At 68.6% G+C, this 13,886-nt stretch carries 15 protein-coding genes; 7 read left to right on the top strand and 8 right to left on the bottom strand.

From position 1 onward, the window contains the following. Nucleotides 1–24 precede the first annotated feature (24 nt). Both D7006_RS02200 and D7006_RS02205 read left to right on the top strand, forming a co-directional pair. Nucleotides 25–729, top strand: coding sequence for an SDR family oxidoreductase (locus tag D7006_RS02200; protein WP_237355373.1), 705 nt, complete (start codon nucleotides 25–27; stop codon nucleotides 727–729). Nucleotides 730–865: 136 nt separating this feature from the next. Next, nucleotides 866–1,261 carry a DUF4189 domain-containing protein gene (locus D7006_RS02205; protein WP_169124659.1) on the top strand — a complete coding sequence of 132 codons (396 nt, stop codon included), beginning with the start codon at nucleotides 866–868 and terminating at the stop codon, nucleotides 1,259–1,261. 9 nt (nucleotides 1,262–1,270) lie between these two features. Here the strand turns inward: D7006_RS02205 and D7006_RS02210 are convergent, their stop codons facing one another. Continuing rightward, nucleotides 1,271–2,398: a site-2 protease family protein gene (locus tag D7006_RS02210; RefSeq protein WP_229646080.1), complete on the bottom strand. Its 1,128-nt coding sequence runs from the start codon at nucleotides 2,396–2,398 to the stop codon at nucleotides 1,271–1,273. A 143-nt stretch (nucleotides 2,399–2,541) separates the two neighbouring features. On the opposite strand from D7006_RS02210, the gene D7006_RS02215 reads away from it, so the two are divergent. The 4 genes from D7006_RS02215 (at nucleotide 2,542) to D7006_RS02230 (ending at nucleotide 5,534) form a co-directional block, all read left to right on the top strand. After that, on the top strand, nucleotides 2,542–3,042 hold the full coding sequence (locus D7006_RS02215; RefSeq protein ID WP_229646081.1) for a MarR family winged helix-turn-helix transcriptional regulator: 501 nt from the start codon (nucleotides 2,542–2,544) through the stop codon (nucleotides 3,040–3,042). Next, entirely contained in the window at nucleotides 3,039–4,385 is a 1,347-nt protein-coding gene (locus D7006_RS02220; protein ID WP_237355374.1) for a multidrug effflux MFS transporter, read from the top strand. Before D7006_RS02215 ends, D7006_RS02220 begins: the two co-directional genes overlap by 4 nt. A gap of 110 nt (nucleotides 4,386–4,495) precedes the next feature. Continuing rightward, complete coding sequence (locus tag D7006_RS02225) at nucleotides 4,496–4,915, top strand: hypothetical protein (protein WP_237355375.1); 420 nt, start codon at nucleotides 4,496–4,498, stop codon at nucleotides 4,913–4,915. A 13-nt stretch (nucleotides 4,916–4,928) separates the two neighbouring features. Continuing rightward, a complete protein-coding gene (locus D7006_RS02230; RefSeq protein ID WP_237355376.1) occupies nucleotides 4,929–5,534 on the top strand; it encodes an OmpA family protein in 606 nt (201 codons plus the stop codon). A gap of 112 nt (nucleotides 5,535–5,646) precedes the next feature. Here the strand turns inward: D7006_RS02230 and D7006_RS02235 are convergent, their stop codons facing one another. Further along, nucleotides 5,647–6,363, bottom strand: coding sequence for a hypothetical protein (locus D7006_RS02235; RefSeq protein ID WP_237355377.1), 717 nt, complete (start codon nucleotides 6,361–6,363; stop codon nucleotides 5,647–5,649). 262 nt (nucleotides 6,364–6,625) lie between these two features. Between D7006_RS02235 and D7006_RS02240 the strand changes: the two genes are divergently transcribed. Continuing rightward, nucleotides 6,626–7,084 (top strand): hypothetical protein, encoded by a 459-nt coding sequence (locus tag D7006_RS02240; RefSeq protein ID WP_237355378.1) that lies wholly within the window; start codon nucleotides 6,626–6,628, stop codon nucleotides 7,082–7,084. Nucleotides 7,085–7,182: 98 nt separating this feature from the next. On the opposite strand, the gene denD is transcribed toward D7006_RS02240, so the two are convergent. From denD to D7006_RS02270, 6 genes are all read right to left on the bottom strand, one after another. Beyond that, entirely contained in the window at nucleotides 7,183–8,160 is a 978-nt protein-coding gene (gene denD, locus D7006_RS02245; RefSeq protein WP_229646086.1) for a D-erythronate dehydrogenase, read from the bottom strand. A 20-nt stretch (nucleotides 8,161–8,180) separates the two neighbouring features. Then, nucleotides 8,181–8,927, bottom strand: a complete 747-nt coding sequence (locus D7006_RS02250) for an SDR family oxidoreductase (RefSeq protein WP_237355379.1) — start codon at nucleotides 8,925–8,927, stop codon at nucleotides 8,181–8,183. Nucleotides 8,928–8,956: 29 nt separating this feature from the next. Continuing rightward, complete coding sequence (locus tag D7006_RS02255; RefSeq protein WP_237355380.1) at nucleotides 8,957–9,658, bottom strand: GNAT family N-acetyltransferase; 702 nt, start codon at nucleotides 9,656–9,658, stop codon at nucleotides 8,957–8,959. Beyond that, entirely contained in the window at nucleotides 9,658–10,488 is an 831-nt protein-coding gene (locus D7006_RS02260; RefSeq protein WP_237355381.1) for an oxaloacetate decarboxylase, read from the bottom strand. The genes D7006_RS02255 and D7006_RS02260 overlap by 1 nt, the downstream gene beginning before the upstream one ends. Nucleotides 10,489–10,587: 99 nt before the next feature. Next, a complete protein-coding gene (locus D7006_RS02265; protein ID WP_237355382.1) occupies nucleotides 10,588–12,438 on the bottom strand; it encodes an IlvD/Edd family dehydratase in 1,851 nt (616 codons plus the stop codon). A 166-nt stretch (nucleotides 12,439–12,604) separates the two neighbouring features. Then, nucleotides 12,605–13,774 (bottom strand): low temperature requirement protein A, encoded by a 1,170-nt coding sequence (locus D7006_RS02270; RefSeq protein WP_237355383.1) that lies wholly within the window; start codon nucleotides 13,772–13,774, stop codon nucleotides 12,605–12,607. Nucleotides 13,775–13,886 lie beyond the last annotated feature (112 nt).

The raw sequence follows: 13,886 nt of genomic DNA on the forward strand, positions 1-13,886 counted from the left end.
ATGCGCCAAATGGAGAAATTCGACATGGCAGAGGTCAAGGTCGCCGTCGTCACCGCGGGCGGTTCGGGCATGGGCGCGGCGTGCGCGCGGCGTCTCGCGGCGGACGGCTATGCGGTTGCCATCCTGTCCTCGTCCGGCAAGGGCGAGGCGCTGGCGGCGGAGCTGGGCGGCCTCGGCGTCACCGGCTCCAACCAGAACAGCGAGGACATCGCGCGGTTCGTGGACCAGGTGATGGCCCGCTACGGCCGCATCGACGTGCTGGTGAACAGCGCCGGCCACGGCCCGCGCGACACCATCACCGCCATCACCGACGAGCAGTGGCACCAGGGCCTCGACATCTATCTCATGAATGTGATCCGCTCGGTGCGGCTCGTCACCCCCGTCATGGTGGCGCAGAAGAGCGGGGCGATCGTCAACATCTCCACCGCCTGGGCGTTCGAGCCGGCGGCCATGTTCCCCACCTCGGCCGTGTTCCGCGCCGGGCTTGCCGCCTACACCAAGATCTTCGCCGACACCTATGCCGCCGACAATGTGCGCATGAACAACGTGCTGCCCGGCTGGATCGATAGCCTGCCGCAGACCGACGAGCGCCGCGCCGGCGTGCCCATGGGCCGCTATGGCACCAGCGCCGAGATCGCAGCCACGGTGGCCTTCCTCGCCTCCGAAGACGCCGGCTACATCACCGGCCAGAATTTGAAGGTGGATGGTGGCCTGATGCGCTCGGTGTGAGCGGGGCGCATTTGGCTTGGGGTAGGGGTGAGCGATGGGGCCGGCCTTCGAAGCCGGGCCTCTCACGCGCCTTGCGCGTCCCCATGGCGATATCTTGTGGCAAAGGTTAAGTTGGTTGACCGCAGGAGTGTTTCCCGTGAAGAATGTGGTCTACCTTCTCAGTCTGTCATTATTGACTTGCGCCCTGCCTTTGGGAGCAGCGCCCGCACATGCCGAATTCGCCATCGCCTGGGGTCAGAGAGACAGCCAGTTTTGGCATGGATGGGCAAAAAACAAAAAAACAGCAGCGGAGGCGAAAAAGATCGCCATGGACCTGTGCCAGAAGGGCGGCACGCGTGAATGCCGGCTGATCGTCACCGGCAACAAGCAGTGTGTCGCCCTTGCCGTTCCCGACAAGGGCAAGGCTGTCGGCTACTGGTCCAAGAAGTTCCTTCGGGGCGATGCGGAAACAGCGGCCGCAAACAGTTGCGAAGCCAAGGGCGTGACGTGTACCATTCGAATTGCATTCTGCGATGACTACGTGAAGCCGTGATATTCTGAATCAGATACTTGTGCCCTTCGTCCTCTCGGCCCGCGCGTCCCGTGCCACATGCACCATCATCAGCTCGCCGACATTCTCGGGCGTGAGCAGGCCCACGAGCCGGCCGCCGGGGGCGTCGAGCACGCCGACGGCGGGGACCTGGGCACTGGTGATGAGCTTGAGCGCCGCGTCCAACATTGAGCGGGCCTCCACGGTCGGGATGTCGTGCTGCATCACCTCGATGACGGGCGTGGTCGGCCCCTGTTCCTTCAGAGCCCGGATCATGGCGTCGCGGGTGAGCACGCCGCGCAGGTGGCCGGCGCCGTCCACCACCGGGAATTCCTTCTGGGTGGAGCGGATGAGCGCCTCCGCCGCATCGTCCACGGTGGATTGCGGCCCCAGCGTCTCGAAATGAGTGATCATGGCGTCGGCCACGATGTGCCCGCGCGAGGCTTCCCTCAGCTGCACCTGACCGGCCTCGCCGGAGGCGGCGAGGAAGACGAAGACGCCGATGATCATCAGCATCGGATTGGTGAAGATGCCGAGCAGCCCGAGGCCGATGGCGAGGCCCTGGCCGATGGAGGCGGCGAGGGCGGTGGCGCGGGCAAAACCCATCCTCATGGCGAGGAGCGCGCGCAACACCCGCCCGCCGTCCATGGGGAAGGCAGGGATGAGGTTGAACAGCACGAGGAAGATGTTGGCCCCCGCGAGCTTGACCAGCATGGAGGTCCGCGGATCCTCGATCTTCGCCAGATCCTCCGCCTTGAGGTCGCCGTCGGCCAGGGTGAAGCTCAGCACCGCCAGCAGCGCGACGGCGATCACCACGTTCACCGCCGGCCCGGCGATGGCCACCACCAGCTCCTGCGAGGGCTTCTCCGGGATGCGCTCCAGATTGGCGATGCCGCCGAACGGCCAGAGCGTGATGTCCGGCGTCTTCACCCCGTAGCGGCGGGCGGCGAAGACGTGCCCCAGCTCGTGCAGCAGGACGCAGAAGAACAGCAGCGCCACGAACAGCACACCCTCCCACGCCGCCTGCGACCCGCCGGACCGGTAATAGGCCGCCCAGATCCACACCAGGAACAGGAGGAAGGTCACGTGGATGCGGATGGCGGTCTCGCCGAGGCGGCCGATGGTCAGGGACCAGGGCATTCGAAGTCTCCCTGAGGGATGTCGCTCCACACATAGCGCCTCGGGCCGGCCGCGCAATGACGGGCGCCAGCGCTTGCGGAAATGTCGCCGCGGGGAGAATTGCACCTCTTGTTGATAAGGTAAGCTTATTATATTGTGCCCTTATGGATCAGCCTCTCCCCGCTCCGACCCCGCAGCTCGGCTTCATGCTCGTGGACGCCGGTCGCCTCTACCGGGCCCGCATGGACGGCGCCTTCGAGCATGCCGGCCTCGGCCTGACCCCCGGGGAGGCGCGGGCGCTGGCCTACGTCAATATCCATCGCGGCCTGCGCCAGACGGCTCTGGCGGAGAAGATGAGCGTGGAGCCGATGACGCTCGTCGGCTTCCTCGACCGGCTGGAAGGCCTCGGCCTAGTGATCCGCGAGAGCGATCCCACCGACCGGCGGGCCAAGATCGTCGTGCTGACGCCGGCTGCGCAGCCCTATCTCGAAGGCGTCGAGCTGGCGGCCAGCAAGGTCCGCGCGGACGCCACGCGCGGCTTTTCCGACGAAGAGCGCGCCCAGCTCCGCGACTTCCTCGACCGCATCCGCGGCAACCTCGCCCGCGAATGCACGAGCCGCGAGGGCGCACCGCGCGAGACCCGCACGAAGGAGGCGCGTCGGTGACGGCGACACATCCGGTTGAGCAGCCGACACAACGCGCGCCGCTCATGACCGAGCGCGAGGTGTCGATCATCGGCGGCATGATGGTCATGCTCGGCCCGGTCAGCCTCTCCCTCTACACGCCGGCTCTGCCGACACTGGTGGAGGTGTTCGGCACGTCCATCGCCACGGTGAAGCTCACCCTCACCGTCTTCTTTTTCGGCTTCGCCGTGTCGCAGCTGATCTGCGGCCCGCTCTCCGATGCCTATGGCCGGCGGCCGGTGGCGCTCGGCTTCTTCGGCATCTATTTGTCCGGCGCGGTGGTCGCCATGCTGGCGCCCACCATCGGCTGGCTGGTGGCCGGGCGCATCCTGCAGGGCATCGGCGCGGCGGCGGGCATCGCTCTGTCCCGCGCGCTGGTGCGCGACCAATATACCGGGCAGGCCTCGGCGCGGGTGATGAACCTCATCGGCACCATCCTCGCCATCGGCCCGGCCATCTCGCCCACCATCGGCGGCTTCCTGCTCGGCGCGTTCGGCTGGCATTCGGTGTTCGTGGCCATGACCTGTTTCGGCCTGGCCTTGATGACGCTGCTGCTGCTGCGCGTGCCGGAGACCAACCGCACGCCCGATCCGCGCCTCGCGGCTCCGCGCGCGGTGGCGGCGAGCTATCGCCGCCTCCTCAGCGACCGCGGCTTCATGCGCGCCGCGCTCACCGCCGGATCGGCACTGGGCGGCATCTACACGCTGGCGGCGGCGCTGCCCTTCGTGCTCATCGACCGGGTGGGGCTCTCGCCCACGCAATTCGGCGTCGCCATGATGATGCAGACGGGCGCCTTCATGTTCGGTACGCTCATCGCCCGCCCGCTGCTCAACCGCTTCAAGGCGCAGCAGCTCATCCTGCCCGGACTGCTGCTGGTGCTCACCGGGGCAATCGCCATGGCGGTGGGCCCGCATGTGGTGGCGCTCTCGACCCTGAGCGTGATGCTGCCCATCTCCTTCTGGGCCTGCGGCTGCGCGCTGCTGCTGCCCGGCTGCACCACCAACGCGCTGGCCCGCTTCGGCTCCATCGCCGGCGCCGCCTCGGCGCTCACCGGCTTCCTGCAGATCGGCAGCGGGTTCATCGGCACGTCCATCTCGGCACTGCTACCCTCGCCGCTGCTGGCCATGACGATCCTCGTGCCCGCCATGGCGGTGATGGCGCTCACCCTCCACCTCGCGCTCGCGCCGCGCCGCGAGGCCGCGCCGCTGGAGGTTGAGCCAGCCCGTGACCTCGCCCCCGATCTGGAGTTGGCTGCCGATCCGCTCGGCCTCGTCGGGGCGTCCGGCGACGAGATCGAGGCAGGCACTTACCGTCGGGCATCCTGAACACGCCACGCCCGCGCCCCCGGTTGGTTGACCAAGCGGCAGGTGGAGTGGTCAATTCCCCCCTCGGCTCGCGAATCCGGGCTATGGGGGGACATATGAAACTTCGAGGATTGGCCTTCGCGGTCCTGATCGCGCTCGGCGCGGCAGGCGCCGCCGGCAGCGCCCAGGCGCAGACCATGAGTTACGCGCAGGCCGCCGGACTTCTGGCGCAGCATTGCGGCGAAGACATCATGAAGGTCTGCCGCGGCCAGAACCTGGGCAATGGCGCCATCTACAATTGCCTGAGCCAGAATGTGAGCCGCCTCTCGCCCGCATGTGCCGCCAACCATGAGGGCATCCGCCAGATGACCGAGGCGCGCGCCGCTGCCCAGCTCGAGGTCCACAAGGTGTGCGACCGCGACCGCGCCCAGTATTGCCCCGGCCTCGTGCCCGGCGACGGCAACATCGTCTCGTGCCTGCTCGAAGCCTCCAAGGTGGTGAGCCAGGCCTGCACGAGCGCCCTCATCAACGCCGGCTACAATCAGCAGTGAGGGGGAGGGACACATGAAGATCCAGATGCGTTCCGTCCTGCTGCTCTCGGCGGCCCTCATGGCCCCCGTGGCGCTCGCCGCGCCGGCGTCCGCCCAGGCCGTCACCTCCAACGCCCAGATCGTGCAGGGCCTTCAGGCCAGCGTCGCCGATGTGCCGAACGTCTCGGCCGAGGCGCTGCGCGGCCTTGCCGTCGCGCACATGAAGTATACCGGCCCGCCCGAGAGCCGCCCGCCGCTGGCCATCCAACTGGACCAGTTGGCGCAGATCAATGTGGAGATCGAGTTCGATCTCAATTCCGCGATGATCAAGCCCTCGTCCTACCGGACGCTCGGCTCCATCGCCGATGCCATGCACAATCCGATCCTGCTCGGCTACAAGTTCCTCGTGGTGGGCAACACCGACACCACTGGCACCCGCGAGATCAATCTCAAGCTCAGCCAGGAGCGCGCCGACGCGGTGATGCAGGCGCTCGCCACCACCTTCCGCGTGGACCCGCGCCGGCTCCAGGCCGTGGGCCTCGGCGAGGAAAACCTGCAGGACGTGAAGCATCCGCAAGCCGCCATCAACCGGCGTGTGCAGATCTTCAACCTGGGCAGCACGGGCGTCCTTGCCCCCTGATCCTGCCGGACCTTCAACGCAAGAACGCCGCCGCCGGGCATCCCCGACGGCGGCGTTCCTGTTTCCAGAGACCTTGAGAGGGCCGAAATGCCGGCCCGTCTCAGGTCGGGTCTCACGCCTTCTTGGCGCGGGCCGGCTTGGCAGCCTTCGACGCGGCCTTGGCCGGAGCCTTGGCGACGGGGGCGGGCGCCGTCTTCACGGCCGCAGCCTTGGCGCGGGCCGCCTTCGGAGCGGGAGCCTTGGGCGCAGGAGCGGCCTTCGGAGCAGCGGCCTTGGGGGCGGCGGTCTTGGGAGCTGCAGTCTTGGGGGCGGCAGGCTTGGCAGCAGTGGGCTTCGCGGCGGGGACCTTGGGTGCCTTGGCGACCTTGGGGGCCTTCGGGGCCGCAGCCTTCGTCTCGGCAACCTTGGGCTCAGCAACCTTGGGCTCGGCGGCCTTCGCGGCAGCCTTGGGCGCCTTGGCGGGGGCGGCAGCCTTCGGAGCCGCAGCCTTCACCGCAGTCGCCTTGGGAGCGGCGGTCTTCGGCGCGGCGGTCTTGGGAGCAGCAGCCTTGGGCGCAGCAACCTTGGCGGCCGCCTTCGGGGCCGCAGCCTTCACCGCGGGCGTCTTGGCCGGCGCCTTCGGGGCGGCAGGCTTCGCAGTGGCGGTCTTGGCAGCGGCAGGCTTCGCGGCAGCGGTCTTCGCAGCAGGCTTGGGCTTGTCGGGGGACTGGGTCAGAGCGGAAGCCGCGAGCGACTTGATCTCCGCGTGGGTGAGGCTGCCCGGATCGCGAAGGGCCTTCGCGGCGAGGCTGCTCACTTCGTCACTGGTGACTTCCGGCTTCTTGGCCATGACTCTTCTCCGAAATTCTACGCGCCGGCGCGAATTCCTTGTCGAATCACGACATTCGCCAGCATGTGATCCATCCCCCGGAAAATTTTCGGAATGGTTAACGCCAGTCTTATCAGTGCGTTCCAATGCGCGGGCGCACGCCCTCCGGCGGCGCCGGGGAGGGTGTCACACCCTCGTCCCACCATCGGTCTAGGGTGCCGAATCAGCAGCGGGCGCGGGGGCGCGATGCTCTCCGTTTCCCGTTATAGATGAAGGGGTTGACATGCCCGGCCGTCCGACCGTGCTCTTCCTGTGCCCCGATAATGGGGCCCTCAGCCTGATGGCCGAGGCGGTGGCGCTCCATCGCCATCCCGACCTGCGCCCCTTCAGCGCCGCCGCGACGACACCGGGCAGTGTCGATCATGCTCTCGTCGCCGCGCTGGAGGATGAGGACGTTCCGGCCGATGGCCTCTCCGCCAAGCCGGCCGGGGTGTTTCTGCTCTCCGGCGCGCCGCGCCTCGATGTGGTGGTGGCGCTGGGCGAGACGAGCCGGCGGGCCATCCGCCGCCAGCCCTTCCTCGGCCTTTTGCGGCTGGAGACCTGGGGCCTCGCGGAAGTGGTCCGCAGCCTGCCGGCGCCTGCCCGCCGCAGCGCCTATCGCCGTCTCCTGCCGGAAATCGGCGCCGCCATCGCCCGGCTGGAGGAGCGCATCGCGCTCCGCCTCTCCGGGGTCGCCGCGTAGCGCCTCGCATCGTCTTCGCTCAGGCGCCGCGCGGGCTTTTGGCGTTGCCTCCACTCAAGCGCCGCGCGGGCTTGGATTGCCCGCGCGAAACGCCGGCCTCAGTCGGCGATCTTGCCGCCGAGTTCGTCCTCGATGTGGATGCGGATGATCTCCTCGAAGGAGCTTTCCGCCTTGAAGCCCAGCGCCGTCGCGCGGGCGGCGTCGAACTTGCGCGGCCAGCCGGAGACGATGGTCTCGATCACCGGGTCGGGCACCTTCTTGATGCGCGCCACCGCCTTGTCACCGGCCACCTTGCGCAGCGCCTCGATCTGCTCGCCCACCGTCACGGCGAGGCCGGGCATGGTGAGGTTGCGGCGGGTGCCCACGCTGGCGCCGTCGAGGGTGGCGGCGTGGATGAGGAAGCCCACAGCCGAGCGCGGCGAGGCGTGCCAGTGCATCACCTCTTCCGACACGGGCAGGATCGCCTCCTGCCCCGCCAGCGGCTCGCGGATGATGCCGGAGAAGAAGCCGGAGGCCGCCTTGTTCGGCAGGCCCGGCCGCACGCAGATGGTGGGTAAGCGGATGCCGATGCCGTCGAAGAAGCCGCGCCGGGTATAGTCCGCCAGCAGCAGCTCGCCCATGGCCTTCTGCGTACCGTAGGAGGTGAGCGGCGTGTGGAAATACTCGTCCGGGATCGCCTCCGGGAAGGGCGCGCCGAACACCGCGATGGACGAGGTGAAGACGAGGCGGGGCGTATAGCCTTCGATCACCCGCACCGCGTCAAACAGATGGCGCGTGCCGTCGAGATTGATGCGGTAGCCCTTCTCGAAATCCGCTTCCGCCTCGCCGGAGACGATGGCGGCGAGATGCAGGATCACGTCCGGCCGGTCCGCCACCAAAGCCGCCGCCTCGCCGGGAACGGAGAGGTCGGAGACGCGGGTGTCGATGGGAAAGGGCGCCTCGGGCGGCTTCGGCGTCACCACGTCGTGGGCGGTGATGCGGGTGATGGGCGTGCCGCCGAGGCGGCCGTCGCGGGCGAGGCGCTCGATGAGCTTGCGGCCGACCATGCCGGCGCCGCCGATGACCAGAATGTGCATCTTGGAAAATCCCCTCGCGCTCAGAGCGCCCAGCCGCCGTCGATGATGTGGATCTGCCCCGTGGTGAAGGCGCTTTCATCGGAGGCGAGATAGAGGGCGAGCGCGGCGATCTCCTCCGGCGTGCCGAGGCGCCCCATGGGCTGGCGGCCGACGAAATCGGCGCGCACCTGCTCCAGCGAGCGGCCGGTCTGGGCCGAGACGGCGGCGATGCGCTCGTCCAGCGAGGGCGACTGGATGGTTCCGGGGCAGATGGCGTTGGCGCGCACGCCCTTCAGGATGAAATCCGCAGCCACCGCCTTGGTGAGGCCGATCACCGCCGCCTTGGTGGTGCCGTAGGCGTAGCGGTTCGGCACGCCGCGGATGGAGGAGGCCGCCGAGGCGATGTTGACGATGGAGCCCTTCCCCTTCTCCAGCATGCCCGGCAGGAAAGCGGAGATGGTGCGGTGCATGGACTTCACGTTGAGGTCGAAGGAGAAGTCCCAGTCCTTCTCGCTGGTGTCGAAGATGGTGCCCTGATGCACGTAGCCGGCGGCATTCACCAGCACGTCCACGGGGCCGATCTCCTTGGCGAGCGCGGTCACCGCGTCGGTGGAGAGAACGTCCAGCCCCCGCGTCTGCGTGCCCGCGAGGCCGGCGAGCTTGCCGACGTCGAGGTCGGTGGCGATGACGCTCGCGCCCTCGCGCACGAAGGCTTCCGCGATGGCGCGGCCGATGCCCTGTCCCGCCGCCGTCACCAGCGCGGTCTTGCCCTGAAGTCGTCCACCCATGTCATGTCCTCTTTCATTGTCGCGCGGAATTACAGAGCCGCGCGAATGTCCTCCAGCCGCCAGACCTGGCGGCCATCCCCATCGAAATTCTCCGGTGCCAGCCACGCCTCGAAGGCCGCCTTGGCGCGCGGCCATTCGTGGTCGAGCAGCGAGAACCAGGCGGTGTCCCGGTTGCGGCCCTTGACGATCATGTGCTGGCGAAACAGCCCCTCGAAGGTGAAGCCCAGCCGCGCCGCCGCCTGCCGGGAAGGGGCGTTGAGCGCGTTGCACTTCCATTCGTAGCGGCGATAGCCGAGCGCCTCGAAGGCGTGGCGGGCCATGAGATACATGGCCTCCGTCGCCCCCCGCGTGCGCTGGAGCGCGGGGGTGTAGAGGATGTTGCCCACCTCGATCACCCGCTGCCCCGGCTCGATGCGCATATAGGTGGCATGGCCCACCGCCCGGCTGCCCTCGGCTTCCTCGATCGCGAAGAGCAGCGGGTCCGCCTTCTTCGCGGCCTCGCCATAGAAGGCGGCGAAGGCGGCTTCGTCGGGAAAGGGCGCGGGGGAGAGATAGGCCCAGAGCGCCTCCTTCTCCGGCCCGTGAGAGAGGGCGAAGAGCGAGGCTGCATGCCGGGCCGCATCGAACGGCACGAGGCGGACGTGGCGGCCCGCCAGCGTCGTCGGCTCGGGCCGGCGGGCGGGGGTGGTGTCCACGGGCGCGCCGAGGGGAGGGGATGGATCGCCGGACATCACTTGTCGCCCCCGGCGCGGAAGAAGCCGTTGATTTCGGCGAAGGGCACCGCGTCCGCGAACTTCTGGAAAGTGCCGGCGTCGCGTACCTCCTCCACCGAGGCGATGAACGCGCCCCAGGCCACGCGGCTCAAGGTGCTGCCCACGCTGATGCGGCGCGCGCCGAGCCCGGCGAGGTCTGCGACCGAAAGCCCGGTCGAGCCCGGCATCAGCACGTTCACGGGCAGCGGCGCCACCGCTTCCACCACGGCGGAGATGTCGTCCCGCGTCCGGATGCCCGGTGCATAGAGGCAGTCCGCCCCCTCCGCCGCATAGGCCTTCAGGCGGGTGATGACCTCGTTCAGGTCGGTCCGGCCCACCAGGAAGCATTCGGCGCGGGCGGTGAGGATCACGTCGGCGCCGGTGGCGTCGATGGCCTTGCGCGCCGCGCGCACCCGCGCCACCGCGTCGTCGAGATCGTAAAGCGGGTGCGCCGCATCCCCCGTCGCGTCCTCGATGGAGAGGCCGGACACGCCGGTTTCGACGCACAACGTGACGCTCTCGGCGACGCCGGCCGGATCGGGCGCATAGCCCGCCTCGAAGTCCGCATTCACGGGCAGGGATGTGGCCGCGACGAGATCGGCGATGTGGGCCAGCATCTCGTCCCGCCCCACGGCGCCGTCAGGGCGGCCGGTGGAGAAGGCGTAGCCCGCGCTGGTGGTGGCGAGCGCCTTGAAGCCGGCGGCCTCGAGATAGCGCGTCGTGCCCACGTCCCAGGGGTTGGGCAGCACGAAGCAGCCGCTCTCGTGGAGCGTGCGGAAGGCGCTGCGCTTTTCGGCGGGCGAGGTCATGATGTCATTCCCGTGCGCCGCCGGGGCGTGGCGGCGGGGTGGGAGATTAGGACCGGGGCGGGCGGACGGGAAAGACCCGTCCACCCGTCCGCATCGCGATCAGTGGTTGTCGCGCGGGACGCCCATGGTCTGGGCGATGTGCTGGTATTTCACAGCCGGCTTCAGCACCATGCCCTCGTCGAACTGGGCCACCATGGAGCGCTGGATCTCCTGCCAGGGGGTCTGGCTCTCCGGCGCCTTGTAGCCGCCATGGCCCTGAAGGTCGGCGCGGCGCTGGGCGAGTTCTTCCGGCGAGATCAGGATGTCGGCGGTGCAGGTGTTGAGGTCGATGCGCACCCGGTCGCCGGTCCGGAGCAGCGCGAGGCCGCCGCCCGCCGCCGCTTCCGGCGAGGCGTTGAGGATGGAGGGCGAGCCCGAGGTGCCGGACTGGCGGCCGTCGCCGATGCAGGGCAACGCATGGATGCCCTTCTTGATGAGGGCGGCCGGCGGCTGCATGTTCACCACCTCCGCGCCGCCGGGATAGCCCAGCGGGCCGGTGCCGCGGATGAACAGCAGGGTGTATTCGTCGATCCCGAGGGAGGGGTCGTCGATGCGGTGGTGGTAGTCCTCCGGCCCGTCGAACACCACGGCGCGGCCCTCGAAGGCCTCGGGGTCGTTGGGGTTGGAGAGGAAGCGCGCGCGGAACTCCTCGGAGATCACCGAGGTCTTCATCACCGCGTTGTCGAACAGGTTGCCGTGCAGCACGATGAAGCCGGCATCCTCCTTCAGGGGCGCGTCATAGGCCTTGATGACTTCGCGGTCCCAGGAGAGCTTGCCCTTGCAGTTCTCGCCCATGGTGCGCCCGTTCACGGTGAGCGCGCCTTCGTGGATCTTGCCCTTCTCGATCAGCTCCGCCACCACCGCCGGCACGCCGCCCGCGCGGTGGAATTCCTCGCCGAGATATTCGCCGGCGGGCTGGAGGTTCACGAGCAGCGGGATCTTGTGGCCGACGCTCTGCCAGTCGTCCACCGAAAGCGGCACGCCCACGTGGCGGGCGATGGCGTTGAGGTGGATGGGGGCGTTGGTGGAGCCGCCGATGGCGCTGTTCACGCGGATGGCGTTCTCGAACGCCTCGCGGGTGAGGATGTCGGAGGGCTTGAGGTCCTCCCACACCATGTCCACGATGCGCTTGCCGGTCTCGTAGGCGATCTGCCCGCGCTCGCGATAGGGCGCGGGGATGGCAGCGCAGCCGGGGAGCGACATGCCGAGGGCTTCCGCCAGCGCGTTCATGGTGGAGGCGGTGCCCATGGTGTTGCAGTGGCCCACCGACGGAGCGGAGGAGGCCACCACATTCATGAACTCGTCATAGTCGATCTCGCCGGCGGCGAAGCGCTCGCGGTTCTTCCACACCACGGTGCCGGAGCCGGTGCGCTCGCCCTTCCACCAGCCGTTTAGCATCGGCCCGCCCGAGAGCACGATGGCCGGGATATTGACGGTGGCGGCGGCCATGATGCAGGCCGGGGTGGTCTTGTCACAGCCGGTGGTCAGCACCACGCCGTCGAGCGGGTAGCCGTAGAGGATTTCCACGAGGCCGAGATAGGCAAGGTTGCGGTCCAGCGCGGCGGTGGGCCGCTTGCCGGTCTCCTGGATGGGATGGACCGGAAATTCGAACGGCACGCCGCCCATGGCCTCGATGCCGGCGCGCACGCGGTGGGCGAGGTCCAGATGGTGGCGGTTGCAGGGGGAGAGGTCCGAGCCGGTCTGGGCGATACCGATGATGGGCTTGCCGGACTGCAATTCCTCGCGGGTGAGGCCGAAATTGAGATACCGCTCCAGATAGAGCGCGGTCATGCCGGGATTGTCCGGATTGTCGAACCACAGCTGCGACCTGAGCTTCAGGCCGTGCTTTTCGGGCTGGTCGCCCTTGTGCTCGATCGTTCCCTTTTTTCCCTGGTCGGCAGGACCGGACATGGCTTTCTCCACTGCTCCAGCGTTCGGGTGCGCCGGATTTTAATCGATTTGATCGGCGGGATTTATGCGCCCGGCCGGCGCGGAAATCAATCCGGACTGGAAGGATTCCGGGGCGCAGGCGAGGGAGGGAGCGGGGAAGGGAGAGAGGGGTGGGAAGGGGTGGCTATCACTCCCGCAGCGCGATGGTTTCCCAGGCGGCGGCCAGCACGAGGGCGCCGGTGGCCCATGCGGCGAGGGCGAGCGGACTGAGCCATCCGGCGAAGGGGACCGCAAGCGCCAGGGCGGCCAGCCCCACGTAGTGGGACAGCGGGAAGCGGCCGAGCAGCGGATGCTTGAACAGCCCGCAGCCGAGCACGTACAGCGCTGGCCCTCCCAGAATCGCCAGTGTCGCCGCAGGCGAGGCATGACCGTCCGGATGGGCGAGGATCAATTCGTCGGACACGGCGCAGCCGATGATGCCCATGACGATGAGCGCGTGGATGTACGTGTACCCCAGCCGCGCCATCTGCCCGCTTTCCGGCGCATGGGCGATGTGCGCGCTGGCGCGCTCCGAGCCGGTGTCGAAATAGATCCACCACATGGCGACCGTGCCGAGGAAGGCGACGGCGAAAGCGGCGATGTTCGTGCCGGACCAGGCGAGGCCGGAGGCGGTGGCGCCGGTGACGAGGATCGATTCGCCGAGTGCGATAATGACCAGCAGCGCGCAGCGCTCCGCCATGTGGGCGCCCTCGACCTTCCATTCCGAGGCCTTGGATGCGCCGAGGCCCGGCACGAAGAAGCCGGTGGCGGGCGCCAGGCTCTCCAGCACCACGGCCAGTCCCCAGGCGGCGAGGCGGCCGCCGTCGTGCAGCACGGCGCCGATGATCCAGAGAAACGAGGCCGCCGCCTGCCACGTCACGATGCGCCGGAAGTTGAGCGCCTGGGCGGGATCGTGTCGCGCCACCGCCCAGATGGTGAAGGCCGAACGGCCGGTCTGGAACACCGTATAGGCCAGGGCGAAGGGCAGGGCGCCCGCGTGAAAAGCCGTCGGCAGCGTGGCCGAAAGCACAAGGCCGACCAGCATCAGGCAGAGCAGCATGAGCCGTACCGGAACCCGGTCGGGATCGAGCCAGTTTGTGACCCACGCCGTGTCGATCCACGCCCACCACACCGCCACGAACAGCACCAGTGTCTGCAGCAGCCCCAGCGGCGACAGGTCGTGCAGCAGATGGTGGGAGAGTTGCGTGACCGCGAAGACGAACACGAGGTCGAAAAACAGCTCGACGAAGGTGACCTTGTGATGGCCCCTTTCCGACGTCTCGCGCAGCAGGTTTGCCCGCGCCCCGAACCCGGTCATGCCGCCTCCCACCCGCCCGCCGTCCCGGCGCAGGATGGGGTCGTCGGCGCGTGCCGCGCAACCCCCCGGAACGAACGGGTTTGCGCGGGGCGGAAATCCGGCTAATCGGGGA

The sequence above is a fragment of the Xanthobacter sp. YC-JY1 genome, assembly GCF_021730305.1.
Classification (GTDB): Bacteria; Pseudomonadota; Alphaproteobacteria; order Rhizobiales; family Xanthobacteraceae; genus Xanthobacter; species Xanthobacter flavus.

What these genes read in the sequence shown, in the direction of transcription:
- D7006_RS02250 (WP_237355379.1), bottom strand. Translation starts at nt 8,927, where the DNA reads ATGGGTGGACGACTTCAGGGCAAGACCGCGCTGGTGACGGCGGCGGGA.
- D7006_RS02265 (WP_237355382.1), bottom strand. Translation starts at nt 12,438, where the DNA reads ATGTCCGGTCCTGCCGACCAGGGAAAAAAGGGAACGATCGAGCACAAG.
- D7006_RS02210 (WP_229646080.1), bottom strand. Translation starts at nt 2,398, where the DNA reads ATGCCCTGGTCCCTGACCATCGGCCGCCTCGGCGAGACCGCCATCCGC.
- D7006_RS02215 (WP_229646081.1), top strand. Translation starts at nt 2,542, where the DNA reads ATGGATCAGCCTCTCCCCGCTCCGACCCCGCAGCTCGGCTTCATGCTC.
- D7006_RS02260 (WP_237355381.1), bottom strand. Translation starts at nt 10,488, where the DNA reads ATGACCTCGCCCGCCGAAAAGCGCAGCGCCTTCCGCACGCTCCACGAG.
- denD (WP_229646086.1), bottom strand. Translation starts at nt 8,160, where the DNA reads ATGCACATTCTGGTCATCGGCGGCGCCGGCATGGTCGGCCGCAAGCTC.
- D7006_RS02235 (WP_237355377.1), bottom strand. Translation starts at nt 6,363, where the DNA reads ATGGCCAAGAAGCCGGAAGTCACCAGTGACGAAGTGAGCAGCCTCGCC.
- D7006_RS02200 (WP_237355373.1), top strand. Translation starts at nt 25, where the DNA reads ATGGCAGAGGTCAAGGTCGCCGTCGTCACCGCGGGCGGTTCGGGCATG.
- D7006_RS02270 (WP_237355383.1), bottom strand. Translation starts at nt 13,774, where the DNA reads ATGACCGGGTTCGGGGCGCGGGCAAACCTGCTGCGCGAGACGTCGGAA.
- D7006_RS02230 (WP_237355376.1), top strand. Translation starts at nt 4,929, where the DNA reads ATGAAGATCCAGATGCGTTCCGTCCTGCTGCTCTCGGCGGCCCTCATG.
- D7006_RS02255 (WP_237355380.1), bottom strand. Translation starts at nt 9,658, where the DNA reads ATGTCCGGCGATCCATCCCCTCCCCTCGGCGCGCCCGTGGACACCACC.
- D7006_RS02240 (WP_237355378.1), top strand. Translation starts at nt 6,626, where the DNA reads ATGCCCGGCCGTCCGACCGTGCTCTTCCTGTGCCCCGATAATGGGGCC.